Origin of the sequence: Chryseobacterium pennae (genome assembly GCF_003385515.1) — a bacterium.
Lineage (GTDB): Bacteria > Bacteroidota > Bacteroidia > Flavobacteriales > Weeksellaceae > Chryseobacterium > Chryseobacterium pennae.
In genome coordinates, this window is the sequence record NZ_QNVT01000003.1 from 23,178 (window position 1) to 42,882 (window position 19,705).

Consider the following 19,705-nt stretch of genomic DNA (forward strand, 5'->3'; position numbering starts at 1 on the left):
AAGCTTAAGTGTACTTCTCAAACAGTTAGTAGTCACTTAAAATAAACTTAAGTATCCAAAAAAGCCGGAAAAATTTCCGGCCATTGATTGAAAGTATATAAAAGTATGGTGTTTATTTTTTTTTCGGTTTTTTACCTGCAAACTTATTAATCTTCATACTAAGAGAAAACATGATATAGCGTTTCAGAATCAGGTCTTCACGGTCTTCAAAATAAGAATCCGTAATGGTTCTTTTTACACTTTGATTTTGATTTAGAACATCATAGACCTTTATTTTTGCTGTCAGCTGTTTATTGTAGAAGGAATATCCCACACTGGCATTCCAGAAATAGAAATCTTTTTTGAATCCGGGAGCAATATTTGAATTCGTGTTGTAGGAAAAATCATTGCCTATGAAAAAAGCCTTTTGAAACAGATAATTGGTTACTTCAACCTTTAAAGACTGATTGGTTGTGTTTACTGTATTTACATTATAGTTGGTATAATTTGAAAAGCTATATCCAAGGCTATAGGAAGGTTTTATAGTAAATATATCTTTGATTTCATAATTCAGATTAAGACCCGGATTAAAATTGTAGGCTCTGCTGGTAAATGACTCACCATTGATAAATCCATTATTATAATTGTAATTCATGCTGAACCTTGGAGCAATTCTGAGTTTATGATCATTCCATTTAAATGTTTTGGTAAGCCCCATACCCAAACTAAAGTTTTTATTCCCGCTGATATTACTGTAGGTAATAATCTGCCTGCCGGAACTATCATATTTGGAATAATTGATTACATCATTATTTCTATAAGTAAACGCGGCAGTAATATGATAATTAAGATTTTTGATTATGTTATAACTGTTAAAAGAAAGGCTGGTTTCATTGATCCAGGTGTTTTTAAGATCCGGATTTCCGGTATTTGTAACTAAAGGATCAGATTCATCCTTATAGGGAATAAGCTTTCCAGAATCAGGAATTGTGAAACTGGAAGAGTTGGAGATAATCAACGACTGGCGATCCGTAAAAGAATATCGGAAATTGGTTGAATACTTAGGAAGGAGAAAATTTTTCTGAAGATTATACAGTTGCCCGTTAAAAACTGAGTTTACATTCATATCTGAAATATCAACATTTACTGTAGCCCAGAGACCGAATTTCTTTTTGTAGAGATAATAGGATAGCTCAGGAGAAAATTGATTGATTCTTTGATCCATACTGTTGGAAAGACGGGTATTATATTGAGAATACTGCCCTGTAGCAGGATCAAAATCATTGAAATCTATTATATTTCTGGTTAATTTTGAGTTGTATTGAAGGCTGATACCTATAGTTGCAGAATCTGATATAGGTTCCGTATATCTGGCCATAAAGCTATAGTTATTATCCTGAGAACGGTTCTTTTGTAACTGGTTACGGTTATCGGTACTCATAACGGCATCCTTATAAAATGTATTCAGTGACTGATTGATATTTTCATTGTTAGATTCCGTAATAGAAGTGTTGATCATGGCCATCATTGACCTGTTCTTTTTCTTAAAGTTTTTGAAAAAATTGATATTGGGACTGAAAGTATTGGTCTCGCCTTTGGTTTGAGTATTGTTTTTACTTTCATTCAAAAGTTTATCATCCTTTAATGTTGAAGATATGGATTGCCCTGAACTGAACGTTTCTGATTTTGAAAATGAAGGCGCTATGTAAATGTTAGTTAACGAATCCAGTTTTATTCCTACAGAACTGTTGAAATTATATTGCCTTGATTCATTTTCATTGCTGCTTTCAGAATCGGTTTTTAAAGTAGTATCCGGAAGAAGTGTTGTCTTTGAAGCTTTGGAACGGGTCTCATTGTTAGAATCTGTATATTGCAGGCTGAGGTTGTCTAGATTGGCATCCCTTCCAAGTTTGTCATTATAATTCAGTCCAAAGCTGCTGAACTTTTGTATTCCACCTCCCTGCTGGGCGCTACGTCCCATCGTATCAAAGATCTGATCTCCTGAACTGCTCTTTGAATTGATATTATTGGCGGAAGCCAAAGCACTGATTTTGGTATCTCCTTTAAAATAATTTAAAAAAACATTCCCTTCATACCGCTTATCAGAACCATAACCGGCTAATATTTTTGAAATAAGGCCTTTGTTTTTCTTCTCATCAATATTGAAATTAATGGTAGTATTCTGAGATTTCGGAGCCCTTTTGGTCAGTTCCTCTTCCTTAGTTTTAGTTGTGGTAAATTGGACATTTTTTATGATATCTGCGGGAAGGTTCTGTAGTGCTGTCTTTCCATCCTTATCAAAAAATGGTTTGCCATTCACCATAATCTGGTCTACGGCTTTCCCGTTCACCGTTATTTTTCCGTCATTGCCAATTTCTACTCCCGGAATCTGTTTCAAAAGCTCATCAATTTGACTGTCTGGACGTACTTTAAGGGCAGAAGCATTGAATTCTATGGTGTCATTTTTTATTTTCACCGGAGAAACAGTGATCTTTACCTCATCAAGATTTATTACTTTCTTTTTCTCAAGTTCTATATCGCCCAGGGATAATGACTGCTCAATTTTTTCAAGTGCTTTTGAATAAGAGAATTTTTCAGTATCAATTTTTAAAAAGGAGGGTTCTTTTACCTCATCAGTCTGTAATGAGAATTTTCCTTCCTTATTGGTTGCTGTATAATTGATAATAGTGGAGTCTTTAGCCTTTAGCAGATATATGGTAGCATTTTCTACAGGTTTTTTTTCCGGATCGGTTACTTTTCCATCAATATGTAGTCTTTGAGCGTATATAATTAGAAAATTACACACCAAAAACACGAATAATAAGATTTTCTTCATTGAGCTTTCCAAAGCGTAAAAATAAAAAAACATCCCAATATAGGGATGTTCCTTGTGAATATTTTAAAAAATATTTTATGCTTTTAAATATCTTGAATAGGCATACCCTTCCTGACCGTCAGCATTTTTTACTTTCCACCAGTCATCAGAAGTCTGCTCAATTAAAGTTACAGCAGAACCTTTTGCAGCTTTACCTACTACGGCAGCTTCAGTAGAAGGCTCCTGTCTGATGTTCAGGTTAGAATCTTCTGTAGCAACAGTAAGAGAAGCTCCTGAAGTAAGACCTGCAACCTGTACATCAATATTGATATCTGAAGCAGAATAAGTAGAATCAATAGCTCCTAAAGCATTCCAAACTGCGTCTTTTGCAGCTGTATTGGAAGCATCTCCGGAAACATATAAAATTCCATCCTGTTCCTGAACCTGTAAGTTTGAAATCCCGGCAGACTGAGCTGCTGAAACTACGCTTGAATATTTATCTTGTAATGTACTCATCTTAATTTAATTATTTTACTGTGTAGTTAAACTTAACTTTACCAACTTTTAAAGCGTCAACAGACTGCTTGATTTTTTTAGCTTGTTCCTGAGAAACGTTTCCTGTAAGGGTAAGCTCGTTGTTGATAACTTCAACTTTTACTGTAGGGAAATCTTTTACTGCATCCTGAACTTTTTTCTGAACTACAGGATCTACAGCAGATTTAGTTTCAACAGGTGCCGGAGCTGGAGTTACTTCAACTTTAGACATATCCATTACTTCTTTTACTCCTTTAATTGCTTTTAATTGTGCAATCATAGCGTCTTTAGACTGTTGGTCTGCGAAAGTTCCGCTTAAGTGAGCCACGCCTTCTTTTACTTCAACGGAAGCATTGGGATTAGAAGTTACCACAGTTGTAGCCTGAGTCTGAAGTTCGGCATCAGAAACTTTTTTCTTACAAGAAACTGCCCCGAAAGATACAGCTACAGCTAATGCAGCCATTGCGATAGTTTTTTTCATATTGTATATTTATTAATGTTGTTATACAATCAAATGTAATAATAAAATTTGTACCAAAAGAATAAAAATTCAATAAATGTTTCTTAAATTTTTTACAATATTTTATGAACCAGCGTTTTAATTTTTATGTTTCGAAAACTTAATATGGCCTTAAGGTGATGAGAATAAAATATTCTGCCAATTCAAAAACCATTATATTTGCGCAAATTGAACTATATATATGAAAGGACAGAATAAACTTTTTATAGCAATTATCATCGCGCTTATCCTGGGAGTAGGAATTGGAGGACTTGTACATGTAAAGTATCCGGAAAGCGCAGAACCTTTTTCCAAGAATATAAAATTATTGGGAACGGTTTTCATCAGACTGGTACAGATGATTATTGCACCTTTGGTATTTACTACACTTGTGGTAGGAATTGCTAAAATGAGTGACATCAAAATGATCGGAAGAGTAGGAACAAAAGCAATGCTTTGGTTTATTTCCGCTTCTTTGGTTTCCCTTTTTATCGGGTTGATACTTGTTAACTGGCTGGAGCCGGGACATGTAACCAAACTACCCGTTCAGGACGTTGCTTCAGCAGAAGATCTTTTGAAAAGCAGTAAAAGTTTTTCATTAGAAGATTTTGTAAAGCATATGATTCCTAAAAGTTTATTTGAAGCCTTTGCAACCAATGAAGTATTACAGATTGTAGTATTTGCGATTATGTTCGGAGTTGCTTTAGCTAATTTAGGAGAAGAATACTCTAAACCGGTAGTAAAGCTTTTTGATATCATGGCTCATGGTATCCTTAAAATGGTAGGATACATCATGTGGTTTGCTCCTCTGGGAGTATTGGGAGCTATTGCTGCTGTGGTAGCTACCAATGGTTTTGAAATCTTTAAAGTATATGCGATCTACCTGAGAGACTTCTTCTTTGCATTGGGTATACTTTGGCTGGTTCTTTTATTGGTAGGATATTTTATCTTAGGAAACAGACTGTTTGATTTATTAAAGAGAATTAAAGAACCATTATTGATTGCCTTCTCTACAACCAGTTCAGAAGCCGTATTCCCGAAATTGGTAGAAGAACTTGAGAAATTCGGGTGTAACAGCAGAGTAGTATCTTTCATTCTTCCTTTAGGATATTCCTTTAATCTGGATGGTAGTATGATGTATATGACATTTGCTTCGATTTTTATTGCTCAGATTTACGGAGTAGAGATGACCATCGGACAACAGATTACCATGCTTTTAGTACTGATGCTTACTTCAAAAGGAATTGCAGGAGTACCGAGAGCTTCCTTGGTAATTATTGTTGCGACCTGTTCAATGTTCGGAATTCCACCGGAAGGAATTGCATTGATCTTACCAATTGACCACTTCTGTGATATGGGAAGAAGTATGACAAACGTATTAGGAAATACATTGGCTACATCAGCAGTATCGAAATGGGAAGGGCAGCTAACCGAACCTTTAGACAAAATTTAAATAATGAGTTTAATAAACTTATCATCATATAAAAGCCATATTGAAAAATATGGCTTTTCAGTTATTAATGAAGTATTTTCTGATGCAGAGGTTGCTCAGATTATTCATGTTCTGGACAATATAGATACTTCAAAAGAGAACTTCAGGAAATCAGAAGACTTATTTGCAATAAGACAGTTTTTAAAAGAAATTCCGGAAGTTAAAAACCTTATCTTTAATGAGAATATCAGGGAAATCATCAATGAAATTTTTGGTAAAAAATATTTTGTAGTGAAAAGTATCTATTTTGATAAGCCGGAAACCTCTAACTGGTATGTTGCTTATCATCAGGATCTCACCATTTCTGTGGATAAAAAACTGGAATTGTCTGGTTTTGGTCCATGGACCACAAAGCAAAATCAGTTTGCTGTACAGCCGCCATTGGATATTTTGGAGAACATTTATACAATAAGAATCCATCTGGATGAGACAGATAAACATAATGGTGCTTTAAAAGTGGTTCCTGAATCTCATGCTAAAGGAATTTACAGGCCGGAAACGATAGACTGGAATGTGGAAACCGAAGAAATCTGTAAAGTAGAAAAAGGAGGCGTGATGCTTATGAAACCTCTTACTCTTCATGGATCAAACAGAACTACCAATGGAAAGAAAAGAAGAGTTATTCATATAGAATTTTCTGACATGGAGCTCCCGGAAGTCCTGCAATGGGCAGAAAGAATGAATTAAGATATTATATAGACTTGTTATTTTGCAAATAGTGAAGAGTCTAAATTTGAATTGGAGATAAGATTGTCTGTTAATAACTCCTAAGGTGTTATTTTAACGAAATGTTCGCTAAGGCTTTTATTTAAAAAACAAAAATTATGTTCGCAAAAGCGTTACACTTAGCAGAGCCCACTTATTGTGTACATAGCTGAATGAAATGCCCTTGCGAACGAAAATATATTCACAACGTTTTATAATTCCTTTGCGTATTCCTAGCGTTGAAATAAAAAAAATATTAATCTTAAGCCTATTGCAGACATTTGGTCTGTGTTCAGATATGTTGCCTGGTTTATTAGTACCAGAAATTAGAGATTACTTCTTTGCCAGGACTATTGATGTTCTGTTTATTGTAGAAGAGAAGTAATAGATATTCTTCTTTCTCCGAAGTGTTGTTATACATTGGAGCGTTAACGGTCATGTTTTTTTTCATGATTCCTTCAATAGTTTTGTCTTTACTGCCAAAGCCTATAACTGGTGAAATTTCTTTAATCTTGAAAATGTTATTGATTTTTACCCTATATATAGCAAATGGTTGTTTGGGACTGAAATTATTGATTTTTGAGAGTTCTGATTTAGGATTGCTTCCCTGTTTTTGATCATGATAATAAGAAAATTGAGAGCTTTTAAATTTTAGTTTATTTGTCTCTAAATAAGAAAAAGCTTTGCTTAACACCTCAAGTTGATCCTCCTCATCTTTTGTAGGTTGTACATTTAATCTGGACATGGCGGAACAGTACGAAACAGTGTAGATGTTGTCAGAATTATTCAATAGAACTAGATATCTTTCGTTAGGAACTACATCTCTTTCACATCCTGCTGAATATGATTTCCCAATCTGTCCTCTCACATTTAATGTGGTAAACTTTGTTCCTTTATATATTTTTTCAAATTCTACATCAGCTTTATAGGTTCTTTGATCAGGATTATCCTCATACACTTTTAAGATTTTTATAACCCCGACTACATTAGCTTCTAAATAGTTTTCAGCTAAAGTACCCTTCATACAGCTGCATGCTGATATCTTTAAAATACCTAATAGTAAGCACAGAAATAGTGATAATTTTTTCATGGGTATAATAGTTTTTATTTGATAGAAATTTCATCAACAAAAATATACGTTTCACCCCCGGTTTTCTGATGCCATCCGGGAATTTTTCCGGAATAATAAGCCTTTACTTTAAGATATCTTGCTTCAGTAGGAAGAATTTCAGTGGTAAAGTCTTTGGTATGAACTTTTTCATCTTTAGGATCAATATCATTGTTGATGGTATCCAGGAGAATAAAATCTTTAGCATTCATAGAGGCATAATATTCCACTTTTTTAGGCATAAGGATCAATGCTTTGTTATCCTGAAGGTAGGTGGAGGATATTTGAGTGAGTTGCTGAGGTGACTGAAAATCGATGATAGCTTCAAAATTCTGTCCCAGATATCCCTGCCAGTCTCCTTTTTTCCAGTCTATATCACCTCTGATCCCATCGATTAAAGCAAATTTTCCTGTAGCTGTATATTGAGGATCGACTTTTGAAAGGGGAGTTACTTCCCAATAATTAGGTCTTCTGTTGAAATTTGCTGTGACTATTGGACTCTTTTCTCTTTTTCTTTCTGCATAGGCCTGAACCTGTGTAGTTCTGCTGATGGTGAAAGGCTTCTTGTAAGTTGTGAATTTCTTTTTTTTGTTGACATCATTGGCATCAATGGTCATATAATAGATTTTATCCCCGGGACTCTGTGGAGTAACCTCAACTCTGGTAGAAAAATCAAAGAGTCTGTCTGCTTTAATAACCGGAGAAGCAATATCCTCTTGAAAAGAAGAGATATGATCTTTAGTTTCTGCTGAAGGATTAGTTTGCTGAGAAGAATTTTGTGCATTAATAATTTGAGTCATCAATAAAGACAATGCAAGCAGCCCTTTTTTCATGTTTTGATATTATGAACGGGTATAAATCAAGTACAGTACCAAATATGAGAAAAGAGGGTGTAAAATTGAGAAAGAGGGAGAGGGAAGCTAGGGAGAGGGAAGTTGGAGGTACTGTCAGGTTAGTAATAACTTGCAGTTTATTGATTGATAAGTTTTGAAAGAAAAGTGGGTTGAAAGCTGGGGAGAGGGAAGTTGGAGGTGCTTTTAGGCTATGAATAACTTATAGTTTATTGATGTAAGTTTTGAGAAAGAGTGGGCTGGAAGCTGGGAGAGGGAAGCTGAAAGTATTTTCAAGTAAGAGATAGCTTGTAGCCTGTTGATTATAATTAATAAGCTTAAAAAATCTTATTAAAAAAATGTCATTTGTAGTTGGGCTTCAATAACTTCCCACTTCCAGCCTCCAGCTTCCTTTCCTCTTAACATGTAATAAAATTCAATTCCCAATTGTCTTATATAAAACCATGATTATCAAATTACATGAAGAAGATTTTACTTTCAGCAGTTGTTCTGCTACCGGCAGCTCTTTTTTCTCAGACTATAACAGGGAAGATTACACAAACCGGAAAAGCTGCTTCCTATATTGAAGTGATAGCTATAAAGGATCAGAAAAAGCAGACCGCTATTTCTGATGAAAAAGGAAATTACACTCTGAAGCTTTCTGAAGACGGAAATTACACTATAAAACTTATTCAGGATGGAAATGAAGTTTCGAATGCATCTGTAACGGTAAAAGGAGATGTGAAGCAAGATTTTTTTATTGATGAGAAAAAAGAAAAGCAGATTGAAGGAGTAACACTCACCGCCAGAAAAAAGCTGATTGGAAGAAAAGCAGACAGGCTGGTTTTTAATGTGGCGAGTTCAGTTGCTTCTCAGGGAATGGATGGTGCAGATGCACTAGCTACAACACCATTGGTAAAGGTTGATGAGAATGCAGGGATTTCCATTGCCGGGAAAAGTAGTGTATCAGTAATGATTAATGAACGAATTCTGAACTTGTCTTCAGCCGAACTTGTGACCTATCTTAAAAGTCTCAGATCAGAAAATATAGAAAAAATTGAGGTGATTACAGCGCCGCCTGCAAAATATGAAGCTCAGGGAAACAGTGGTCTTATCAATATCGTTTTAAAGAAAAATCAGAATCTTGGATGGAATGGAAGTTTTACTACAGGATTTCAGCAGCAGACTTATTCAGGATTTTCAAACAGTGCAACCATTAATTATCAGAATGAAAAGTTGCGTTCTTCATTAAAATTAAGACAAAGTAAATACCAAAAACATTCTTTTGAGAATTATAGAATGACAGGGACAGAGGGACTTAAAAGTCATGATGACAGAAAAGATTTTGGAGATGGATTAGGAGCCAATCTGAGTATTGATTATCAGTTAGGAAAGAAGTCCAATATAGGGTTTATCTATGATTATGGAGTGGGGCACTCTAATATGGATATCGAAAACACATCAGATTATTTTCAAAATGATAATTATACCAATACACTCTCTACTTATGCTGAACATAGAGGAAAATCTACCCAGCAGACAATAAGTGCCTATTATGATGTTAAGTTTGGGAAACAGGATAATAAACTAAGTATTACAGGGAACTATTTCTCCAATATTCCCAAGACTATCATTGATTTTACGACAATAGAAAATTCCGGAGATCAGTTTATTGTAAAATCACCATCAGTGGTAGATTATAAAATTTATTCCGGGCAGGCAGATCTTACTTTACCTTATGAGTTTGCTAAAGCAGAAGCTGGGATCAAGTTCACCAATTTTGATAACAATTCAAGTATTTTCTACCAGAATCTGGAGGATGGAAATTATGTGACTGATGTTTTGAAGAGCAATGAGTTTAAGTACAATGAGAAAAACTATGCTGCTTATTTCAGCCTTGAAAAATCCTTTAATGAAAAATGGTCAGCAAAATTGGGACTTCGGTATGAATATTCTACAGTCAATGGAAACTCTCTGACTTCCGGTCAGCAGTCAGAAAGTTCTTATGGTAAATTTTTTCCAACCGCTTATATAAGCTATAAAGGTGATGAAAATAACACATTCAGCGTGAATTATTCGAAAAGGATCAACAGACCTGGCTTCCGTGCAATCAATCCTTATCGTTGGTATATCAATATTAATTCTTATTTCACAGGGAATCCTTTTTTGCAGCCCTCTGTTAATCACAATTTTGAATTTTCTCATGTGTATAAGGGGAAACTGTCAACCACACTTTATTTTCAGAAAACGCTGGATGGGTTTGGGCAATTGGCAAGTCTTTCAGGGGAAAGCAGGACAAGTACTTTTTTTAATTACTATACTCAAAACAGTATAGGAGCTACCGTAAACTATTCTGATACATTTTTCAAACGTTGGGAAGCTAATTACTCTGCGGATTTATCTTATACGGATATGAATGTTTTTACAACAGATGCATCTTCTAAAAAAGGATATAGCTATGATTTTGATTTTCAGAATAACCTCTCGTTGAATCAAGGGAAAACCGTTCAGCTGATTTTAAACTATTGGCTCCGCCTTCCTTCCAACTCTGGAAATATTCGTTGGGATTTTGTAGGGAATTTTACTACGGGGGTAAAAATGAATCTGATGGATAAAAACTTGCAGATTAATGTGATTGTTTCAGATATTTTTAAACAGTCAAGAAGTAAAGGAGAGATTTACTATACCACAGGATCTCATTATTTCAATAATTATTATGATGCCAGAAGACTTACTGTATCGGCAACTTATACTTTCGGAAATAAAAAAGTAAAAGGGGCAAATCGTAATATAAATTTTGATGAAAAAAATAGAGCGAATTAAGGCTGGAAGCGGGATGATGGAAGTAGGAAGTACTTTTTCTTTTACGATGGCTGATGAACATTTTTATTAAAGGTTGATATTCAGTTAAACAAAATTTCAGTCGTTAATAAACTATTATAACTTCCAGCCTCCCTCTTCCAGCTTCCCTGCAATTCAAACCTCACCTTCAAATAAAGTATTAAGATATTCCTCCTTATCACTTTCACTTTTTTCTGTTCCCAGATATTTTTTCCATGCCTGGGACTCATGGTAAACAATGCCCATTTCCCAGACACAGTAAGTAGGATGATGGGTTTTATTTCTGTCCCAGATCTCAAATTTTCCGGTTCCGTTGTAATAGACGCTTTCCCATAATTCGTTTTCACTTCGCCAGGTACAGACGAGAAGAAGGTAATTTTCTCCACATCGATGCATAATCACAAATCCGAGATCTTCGATATTCTGAAAATTTTCATTGGCGTTTTCAATACACGTTTTAGCATTTTGGATATCCTGTGAGGAAACTTCAGCAGGATCTTCAGCCAGATCATACCATTTGAATCTTGTTTTTCCTACAGTGAAGATTTCTTTGGGTAATGCATATTTAGATGGGTAAGCAGTGGTTTCCATAGATTTTGTTTTGGTGAGGGTGATTCTTCATGATGAAAAAAGAGGATAAACAAAATTTTTAACGATCTGATTTATCACCTGATATTATAGATTTTATTGATTCTAAATTACCGAAAAAAAACGTAAATTTGTAAACAATTTATATTTATATGTTGACGAAAGAAAAGGTTCAGGATTTCCTTAAAGAAATAGAAGTAGACGATTTGGTGAGTAATTTTCAGGTTATGGGTAATGATGTGTATATCGACATGACGGCTCATTCACCTGCAATGCACGAAAAGAAAAAGCTGGAAGCTGCCATGAAGCAGGCTTTTGCTAGTGAATTTGGAGAAGATATTCATTTAAAACTTAAAATCGTTTCTCCGGAACCTAGTGAAATTCAGCAAAGTCAGATCAAAGGAAAACAAATTCCGGGAATTCAAAATATTATCGCTATTGCTTCCGGAAAAGGAGGTGTAGGCAAGTCTACGGTTTCTGCAAATATGGCAGTTACTTTAGCTAAAATGGGCTTTAAAGTAGGATTATTGGATGCCGATATCTACGGACCATCTGTTCCTACGATGTTCGATACAGAAGGGGCAAAACCAATTTCTGTAGAAGTGAACGGAAGGAATCTGATGAAGCCTATCGAGAATTATGGAGTAAAAATGCTCTCCATAGGATATTTCTCAGGATCAAACCAAGCAGTAGTATGGAGAGGCCCAATGGCTTCAAAAGCATTAAACCAGATGATCAGAGATGCTGCATGGGGTGAATTGGATTTCTTATTAATTGACCTTCCTCCGGGAACAGGTGACATTCACTTATCCATCATTCAGGAAGTACCTGTAACAGGAGCGGTGATTGTAAGTACACCTCAACACGTTGCTTTGGCAGACGTAAGAAAAGGTATTGCGATGTTCCAGATGGAAAGCATCAATATTCCGGTTCTTGGATTAATCGAAAATATGGCGTATTTTACACCGGAAGAACTTCCTGATAATAAATATTATATCTTTGGGAACCAGGGAGCGCAATATCTGGCAGAAGATCTTGGAATTCCGGTATTGGGAGAGATTCCACTGATCCAAAGCATCAGAGAAGCAGGAGATGTAGGAAGACCGGCAGCCCTTCAGGAAGGTTCTAAAATTTCAGAGATCTATACTGAAACAGCAAGAAAAATGGTAGAAAGCCTTGTAGAAAGAAACAAAAGCCTTCCTCCAACAGAAGCTGTGAAGATCTCCACAATGGCAGGTTGCTCGCCAAAGGCAAAATAATAATAACTTTCAATCAAATTGAAAAAACCGAATTGAACTGAAAAAATATGGAAACAAACATAACGCACGAAGATACAGTAACAAGAGTAATGGAAGCTCTGGAAAGCATCAGACCGTTTTTGAATAAAGACGGTGGTGACATTGAGCTTATTGATGTGAAGGATAATCAGGTTTTTGTAAAACTTCTGGGTAACTGTTCCGGATGTTCGTTGAATTTTTCAACCTTAAAATTAGGAGTGGAAAATACAATCAAACAACATGCTCCGGAAATTGCAAAGGTAATCAACGTAGAATAACACTCTATCTGAGATATTAAAAAGACAGGCTTTTGTACAAAGGCCTGTCTTTTTTGTTTCTGTTTAAAAAGGCTTGATAATGAATGGTTATCAAGCCTTACACAAATAATCTGAAAATATAATTATGAATTCTGAGTGATAAATTTCTTATAATTCTCCTCATTTTCAAAATAAGCTACTTCACCTTCGTCGCTTATCATGACAATATAAGCATCAGCTTTATCCACTGTTTTTCCTGTGTACGGATCAATAGCTTCTCTGGCTGTTTTATCAGATGGAATACGTTTTACACACATTTCACAGCATCCATAGTACATTTTTCCGTTGTGGGGAACTTCAATCTGTTTTTTGCCCATATAGGCATTATTAACCATGCAGACTGTTTCACTGGGAACATGACTGCCTTTTACATATTTTCCGGAGGTTGCAGGTTGAGGTTGAGGTTGAGGTTGCTGTACTGTTGCCGTTTCCGGACTTTTTGTTTTCTCTTTACTACAGGCATATAAAGCTATTGCACTGAAAAGAATTAAAAATGTGTTTCTAACCATTAATTTCATGATAATATTATTTAATTAAACTTCCTTCTGTAATTTCTTCGTTTGCTTTTTTAAGGATTTGATCTCCCTCAGATAATTCTCCAAAAACTTCAACGGTGTCATTCAGTATTCTTCCTTTTTTAACTGGGACGAATTTTGCTTTTCCATGGTCTTTTTTGATGATATAAATTCCCATATTACTTTCCACCACAGCAGATCTTGGGATAAAAAATGTAGCTTCTTTATTCTGTAGAGGAATCATGGATTCTGCAATCATAAAAGGCTTTAATTCTCTGGAATGATTGATAAAATCGGCCTCTATTTTTTCTGAACGAAGCTTAAGGTCTAATGATCCTGATTTCCTGGATATTGTAGCTTTAAAATTTTTCTCAGGAATAGCGTTGACCCGGAATGAGATCGTATCACCCACATTGAGGTAAGGAACATTAGCTTCAGAGACTGATAAGCTAAGGCGAAGCTTTGAAGTATTCTGAATAACCATTAAAGGTGTTCCTCCCATTGGACCTACATAAGCGCCCAGGTCTACATTTCTTTCTGTAATGATTCCGCTAAAAGGAGCACGGATAACTAGGTATTGATTGATATCCTGAAGTTCACGATACGCTGATCTTGCTGCATTCACCTGTGCTTCATCAGAAAGTTTACGGGCGGTGATCTGATCCAGTGCATCTTTTGCAATGGCTCCTTTTGTTTCATTGGCTTTATACATTCTGCTATAACTTGATTTTGTAGAGGCATAGATTGCTTCCTGTGCCTGCCATTTTGCTTTAGCATTAGCAGCCTGAGACTGTATTTCCGGAGCTTCCAAAACCATAAGCACTTGTCCTTCGGTTACATAAGAGCCAATATCAACATTGATCTTTTTTACATAGCTCTGTACTTTGGCAAATAATGCAGTTTCCTGATCAGGAACGAGCTCTCCTGGAAGTTTAAGTTCTACTTTGGGATTGCTTTTTTTAATAGCTACAGTCTCCATACTAGCCATCATCATGGGTTTGGCTTCTTGTTGAGGTGTTGTTTTTTCGTTGTTGCATGAAGCCGGAATAATCATAAGAGTTAGGATAGCAGCGGTATATAATAGGTTTTTCATTGAGTATAAAAATTATGGGTTGGAATTAGAATAATGAATACTTTCTTCATCTTCAGGATCTAAGGAAGGAGAAATAATGCTGGCATTTTTTTGAATCCATCCAAAAACAAGAGGAAGAATAATCAGAACAGAGAATGTTGAAAAAATAAGTCCCCCGATCACGGCGCGACCTAGTGGAGATACCTGATCACCACCTTCTCCGAAACCGATAGCCATTGGTGACATTCCGGCAACCATAGCCAGAGTAGTCATAATAATGGGGCGGATACGAAGTTTTGCAGCTTCAATGCCGGCATCCAATGCATTTCCTGTTGATTTTCTAATGGTTTCAGCATTGCTTATCAATAGAACAGCATTGGCGATAGAAACTCCAACAGACATAATTAATCCCATGTAAGACTGAAGGTTCAGTGTAGAACCTGTAAGCTTTAGTAATGTCAATGATCCTACAATGACAAAAGGAACCGTTGTTAAAATAACCAATGAAACACGGAACGACTGAAAAGTAGCTGCAAGCATCAGGAAAATTACTGCAGCTGCGATAAGAAGTCCGGAAGAAAGACTGTTCATGGTTTCATTTAATACAGGAGCCATTCCGGAAACTTCAATATTAACTCCTTTGGGAAGCTCACCAAGAGACTCAATAGCTTTCTGTACATCTTTGGAAGCCTGTTCAAGATCTGTCTTATGGATATTAGCTGTAACCGTTGTATAGCCCATAGTTCCCAAATTATAGCTTTCTCCCAATTCTTTTGCAGAAGTTATAGAAGCCACATCTCCCAGAACAGGTCTGTCTGAATTTTTGGATAATGGAATATTGGCAAGTTCCTCTTTGCTGTTAAGAATATTCTGAGGAGTCTGTACCTGTACATCATAGGCAATTCCCATCATTCCTCCTACCCAGAAATTTTTATTGGTATAACGAGTAGAAGCCGTGGCAGTCACCAGTGACTTGGCAATATCCTGTGCATCCAGACCTAACTGAGCTGCTTTTATCCTGTCTATATTAATCTGCAATGCAGGATAGTTCATAGATTGAGGGATTTGCTGATCGCGCATGTATTCAATTTCTTTTATTTTGGTTAAAAGTTTTTCCGCATACATCTGGTTCATCTTTTTCATCATTCCTGAGATTCTTATTTCTACCGGATTATTCGTTCCCTGGCTTAGAATTTTTTCGGTAAGCTCAATAGGCTCAAAGGAAATCTGAATATCAGGCATTTTTTCTTTGTAATACTTTCGTAATTCATCTTTGAGTTCATCAGAATTTCCTTTAAATTCTTTTAAAGCAACCTGCATTAAAGCTTCATGCGGACCTGCATTATAAAGATAAATAGGGCTTACCGCGAATGTAGAGGGGTGCTGTCCGATAAATACGGAAGAAATGGCAATATTGTCTTTCCCAACTTTATTTTTAAGATGTTCCAAAAACTTTTTAACCTTAAGTTCTGTAACTTCAATACGGGTTCCTTCAGTTGCTTTTATACGAACTTGAAACTGCCTTGAGTTAACAGAGGGTAACACATCTTTCCCTGTGATTTGATAAAGTCCGATTCCTATCCCTAAAACAGCAACAAGACTTACACTTACAATGATTTTCCTACGCTGCATCAGAGAAGATAGCAAGCCTGTGAAACGATCACGGAAACGGCTGAACCAATCAGGTTTGTGATTTTCACACGTCTTAGGATCGTGCTTCATGATCCAGTTGGCCATTACCGGAACAAAAGTTTGAGATAATATAAAAGATACAATCATCGAAAAACCTATTGCCATGGCTAAAGGCATAAATAAAGATCCGGGAATACCAGTCATCATAAATGCCGGAGCAAATACGGCAAGAATACAAAGCATGATAAGCAGTTTTGGAAATGCAATCTCTTTACAGGCATCCCAAATAGCCTGTGCACGGGTTTTTCCCATAGCAAAATGCTGGTGGATATTTTCAATAGTGACCGTACTTTCATCCACTAATATCCCAATGGCAAGAGCAAGCCCGGATAAAGACATAATATTAATAGACTGTCCGAATAATTTAAGGAATAATACTCCGGAAATAATTGAAATCGGAATGGTCATAATAACAATCAATGCAGCTCTGCGGTCATTAAGGAAAAGCATTACCATCAATCCGGTAAGCAAAGCTCCCAAAATACCTTCAACAGCTAAGCTTTTCAAGGCATTTGAAATATAAACAGACTGATCGAATTCATAGGAAATTTCCACATCATCCGGCATATTCCGCTGGATTTTAGGTAAGGATTCCTTCAGTTTATTCACAACTTCCAATGTAGATGCATTGCTGGCTTTTGCAATATTGATGTATACGGAACGTTTTCCGTCTATCAGGGCATATCCGGTGGCGATATCCGCTCCATCTTTAACAGTAGCCACATCTTTGACATAAACATTGTCTGCAGTTCCTTTGAACAGAGGAATATCCCCAAGTTCTTCAACTTTTTTTACGGTATTGTTGGTAGGAGTCAGGTAATTGGTTTCCCCTATATAAACATTTCCTGATGGGGAAGTAATATTATTCCTGCTTATAGCTTCCACGATCTGTTCCGGTGACAATTGATGCGCACGCAGTTTGATAGGATCTACATTCACCTCAATTGTACGCGGACTTCCTCCAAACGGTGGAGCAGTGGTAAGCCCGGGAATGGCAATAAGAAAAGGACGGGCATTGAAATTGGCAATATCCTGTAACTCATTATTGGTTTTTGTAGTACTCCTGAACACAAGCTGTCCTACAGGTTGTGATGAAGAATCAAAACGGATAATAAAAGGAGGCGGTGCACCTGGCGGTAAAAATACCTGTGAACGGGTAGAAAGCGCATTGATCTGTGCAATAGCTTCCCCCATATTGGTACCTTCATAGAAATTAACTTTCATGAGGGTGAGTCCCTGGGTATTTTTAGATTCAATACTTTTAATACCATTGGTAAATAAAAGCATATTCACATACATTTTGGTAAAATATCCTTCCATCTGTTGTGGAGTATACCCATTAAAGGAATGGGCGACATACACTACAGGAAGATTCATTTCGGGAAGAATATCTACTTTTACTTCTTTGGCAGCTTTGATTCCGAAAAACAACAGCCCCAATACCAATACCATTACAGATATTGGCCTGCGTAATGCAAACTTTATAAGATTCATGTTTAAATTTTTAAGTTAATGGGTAATTGCTTTTGTAATCATCGATATGTCTCCCGTAGAAGCAGCGATTAAGACAACAGCCTGCCAGGAATTATTCTGAGCAATTTCATAATTAATTTCAGCCCGGTTCAGCAGGTATAATGCCTGAGTGAAATCTACAATAGTGGTTAATCCATTCTCATACAAAGCTTTTTGTTGATTGAATGCATCTGTAGCAGCCTGTAATTGTATTTTGGACTCAGTTATTTTTAATAAGACATTTTTATATTTCAGTTCCGAAAGGTTCTGCTGATTATAAAGTTCCTGCTGTAATTGCTGGTAATCAAGATCCAAGGTTTTGGTGATCAGTTTCTGCTCATTGACTCTGGTATTATTTCTGTAAAAATCTGTAAGATTCCAACTGAGATTAAGGCCAACAATATAATTCATCCGATCTACCCCAACTCCTTTCAGATACGATTGAGAATAAGCTGAATTGTCCTGAACGTAATTCCATCCAAAGTTTGATCCTCGTCCCTGAAATGCTCCGAAAAATGAAAGAGAAGGGAGCCCGGCAGTATTTAAATAGGCTTCCTGCTGCTTACTTTTATTAATTTTCTGGGCAACAAAAAGAGTGGTTGGATGATTGGTAATAGATGAGGTATCCTCAATTAAAGAAGGCATATTCTTACTGAAATAATGATCCAGTTGATAATCAGCGAAATTTTCTGCTAACAGGTCCGATAATTTTTTATTGTATTCCAGAACATGATCGTTAGCATTGATGATGGCAGTCTGTGCATTTGACATTTCTGCTTTTGCTAAGGATGCGTCCACTTCAGGGATTAAGCCACTGTTAGCTCTTGCCTGAGCAATAGAATAAATAACTTCTGAACGCTTATGATTTTCGTGCTGTACATTCTCAAGCCTTTGGCTGACCAGAAGATTGAAATAAGCGGCAGCTGTTTTTACCTGATGCTGAAAGATTTCCTGTTTCAGATCAGCTTTTTGAATCTCCGTATCAGCGGATTCTACATTTTCTTTGGTTTTAAGCTTCCCAAATGTGTATACATTCCAATTGATATTGGTTAAATATAAGCTGCCGAAACCTGAGTTCCAGTTTTGCGATGCCAGGGGCATAGAAGTAGAAGCGATGCCTGAACCGCCCATATTGTACATCGGTCCATTTTGAGCATTGATAGTTCCGAAGCTCTGCTGAGCTATTAAGGTAACTTCCGGAAGATAGTATGTTTTTTGCAGTTTAAGCCTTTCATGTGAGGCCTGTATATTGATCTCTTTCTTTTGAATAGACTGATAATTTTTTTCGGCCCTGAGAAGTACGTCCTCCAGACTCGTCAACTGAGCAAAGGACAGCGCAGGGCAGCTCAGCCATAAGATGAGTGCTCTGAATGATAAATTCATAGAATATTTTTAGAATTAAAATTGAAAAATAATTGTCCCGATAGGGATCATGATATGATTCAATCTATTCTAAATTCTATAAACGCAGTGAAGAATGAAAAGGGAAGGGTAATTGAGATGGTATTTTGAAGGATCAAAATAAAAAGTATGGTTTTCCGGATCAACAGGTAGTGAAAGATCAAATACAGCTCCCAGGTTATAATAGGGAATAGATGCTGATAAGAATTTAACCGGAGAGTTTTTGTAAGAATGAGGAAGATTATCTTCTTTGCAGATTTTTTTTACTTCCAGCTTACAACATGTACTGTGATTTTTTTCTTTATTGGCACTGCATTTCGGACAGTCTAAATCAGAGAGTTTTTTCAGGCCTACATGTACTTCACTTGCATTTCCTTTACATACGTGCTTACTGGTCGTAAATCCTGAAGAAACTACAATGTACAGAAGAATAAACAGTATGTGAAAGACTCTTTTCATTTCGCGGGATAAAATTAAAATGAATATGAGTCTTGATGTTATAGAATTATGGAAGAAGTTTATACTTTA

General features: G+C 36.2%; 16 protein-coding genes. 5 read left to right on the top strand and 11 right to left on the bottom strand.

From position 1 onward, the window contains the following. Nucleotides 1–112: 112 nt before the first annotated feature. From DRF65_RS04680 to DRF65_RS04690, 3 genes are all read right to left on the bottom strand, one after another. Entirely contained in the window at nt 113–2,815 is a 2,703-nt protein-coding gene (locus tag DRF65_RS04680; RefSeq protein ID WP_115969643.1) for an outer membrane beta-barrel protein, read from the bottom strand. A gap of 75 nt (nt 2,816–2,890) precedes the next feature. After that, the gene (locus DRF65_RS04685) at nt 2,891–3,310 is read right to left on the bottom strand and encodes an SH3 domain-containing protein (protein ID WP_115969248.1); all 420 of its coding nucleotides are present in this window, start codon (nt 3,308–3,310) and stop codon (nt 2,891–2,893) included. A 10-nt stretch (nt 3,311–3,320) separates the two neighbouring features. Continuing rightward, the gene (locus DRF65_RS04690; protein ID WP_115969250.1) at nt 3,321–3,809 is read right to left on the bottom strand and encodes a BON domain-containing protein; all 489 of its coding nucleotides are present in this window, start codon (nt 3,807–3,809) and stop codon (nt 3,321–3,323) included. A gap of 220 nt (nt 3,810–4,029) precedes the next feature. On the opposite strand from DRF65_RS04690, the gene DRF65_RS04695 reads away from it, so the two are divergent. After that, nucleotides 4,030–5,280 carry a dicarboxylate/amino acid:cation symporter gene (locus DRF65_RS04695; RefSeq protein ID WP_115969252.1) on the top strand — a complete coding sequence of 417 codons (1,251 nt, stop codon included), beginning with the start codon at nt 4,030–4,032 and terminating at the stop codon, nt 5,278–5,280. 3 nt (nt 5,281–5,283) lie between these two features. Continuing rightward, nucleotides 5,284–6,006: a phytanoyl-CoA dioxygenase family protein gene (locus tag DRF65_RS04700; RefSeq protein WP_115969254.1), complete on the top strand. Its 723-nt coding sequence runs from the start codon at nt 5,284–5,286 to the stop codon at nt 6,004–6,006. Between the two features lie 331 nt (nt 6,007–6,337). On the opposite strand, the gene DRF65_RS04705 is transcribed toward DRF65_RS04700, so the two are convergent. Further along, entirely contained in the window at nt 6,338–7,114 is a 777-nt protein-coding gene (locus DRF65_RS04705) for a hypothetical protein (RefSeq protein WP_123947277.1), read from the bottom strand. Nucleotides 7,115–7,128: 14 nt separating this feature from the next. Further along, nucleotides 7,129–7,965, bottom strand: a complete 837-nt coding sequence (locus tag DRF65_RS04710) for a chitobiase/beta-hexosaminidase C-terminal domain-containing protein (protein ID WP_115969258.1) — start codon at nt 7,963–7,965, stop codon at nt 7,129–7,131. Nucleotides 7,966–8,442: 477 nt separating this feature from the next. Here DRF65_RS04710 and DRF65_RS04720 point away from each other — a divergent pair, with 477 nt between their 5' ends. Further along, the gene (locus DRF65_RS04720; protein ID WP_115969262.1) at nt 8,443–10,785 is read left to right on the top strand and encodes an outer membrane beta-barrel family protein; all 2,343 of its coding nucleotides are present in this window, start codon (nt 8,443–8,445) and stop codon (nt 10,783–10,785) included. A gap of 153 nt (nt 10,786–10,938) precedes the next feature. On the opposite strand, the gene DRF65_RS04725 is transcribed toward DRF65_RS04720, so the two are convergent. Then, a complete protein-coding gene (locus tag DRF65_RS04725) occupies nt 10,939–11,394 on the bottom strand; it encodes a hypothetical protein (protein ID WP_115969264.1) in 456 nt (151 codons plus the stop codon). Between the two features lie 149 nt (nt 11,395–11,543). On the opposite strand from DRF65_RS04725, the gene DRF65_RS04730 reads away from it, so the two are divergent. Further along, nucleotides 11,544–12,650: an Mrp/NBP35 family ATP-binding protein gene (locus tag DRF65_RS04730; RefSeq protein ID WP_115969266.1), complete on the top strand. Its 1,107-nt coding sequence runs from the start codon at nt 11,544–11,546 to the stop codon at nt 12,648–12,650. 47 nt (nt 12,651–12,697) lie between these two features. Continuing rightward, a complete protein-coding gene (locus DRF65_RS04735; protein ID WP_115969269.1) occupies nt 12,698–12,946 on the top strand; it encodes a NifU family protein in 249 nt (82 codons plus the stop codon). A 122-nt stretch (nt 12,947–13,068) separates the two neighbouring features. On the opposite strand, the gene DRF65_RS04740 is transcribed toward DRF65_RS04735, so the two are convergent. From DRF65_RS04740 to DRF65_RS04760, 5 genes are all read right to left on the bottom strand, one after another. After that, complete coding sequence (locus DRF65_RS04740; RefSeq protein ID WP_115969272.1) at nt 13,069–13,503, bottom strand: hypothetical protein; 435 nt, start codon at nt 13,501–13,503, stop codon at nt 13,069–13,071. A 7-nt stretch (nt 13,504–13,510) separates the two neighbouring features. Next, the gene (locus DRF65_RS04745; protein WP_115969275.1) at nt 13,511–14,593 is read right to left on the bottom strand and encodes an efflux RND transporter periplasmic adaptor subunit; all 1,083 of its coding nucleotides are present in this window, start codon (nt 14,591–14,593) and stop codon (nt 13,511–13,513) included. Between the two features lie 12 nt (nt 14,594–14,605). Beyond that, complete coding sequence (locus DRF65_RS04750; RefSeq protein WP_115969278.1) at nt 14,606–17,758, bottom strand: efflux RND transporter permease subunit; 3,153 nt, start codon at nt 17,756–17,758, stop codon at nt 14,606–14,608. A 15-nt stretch (nt 17,759–17,773) separates the two neighbouring features. Beyond that, a complete protein-coding gene (locus DRF65_RS04755) occupies nt 17,774–19,159 on the bottom strand; it encodes a TolC family protein (protein WP_115969281.1) in 1,386 nt (461 codons plus the stop codon). A 69-nt stretch (nt 19,160–19,228) separates the two neighbouring features. Then, nucleotides 19,229–19,636: an HYC_CC_PP family protein gene (locus tag DRF65_RS04760; RefSeq protein WP_115969283.1), complete on the bottom strand. Its 408-nt coding sequence runs from the start codon at nt 19,634–19,636 to the stop codon at nt 19,229–19,231. Nucleotides 19,637–19,705 lie beyond the last annotated feature (69 nt).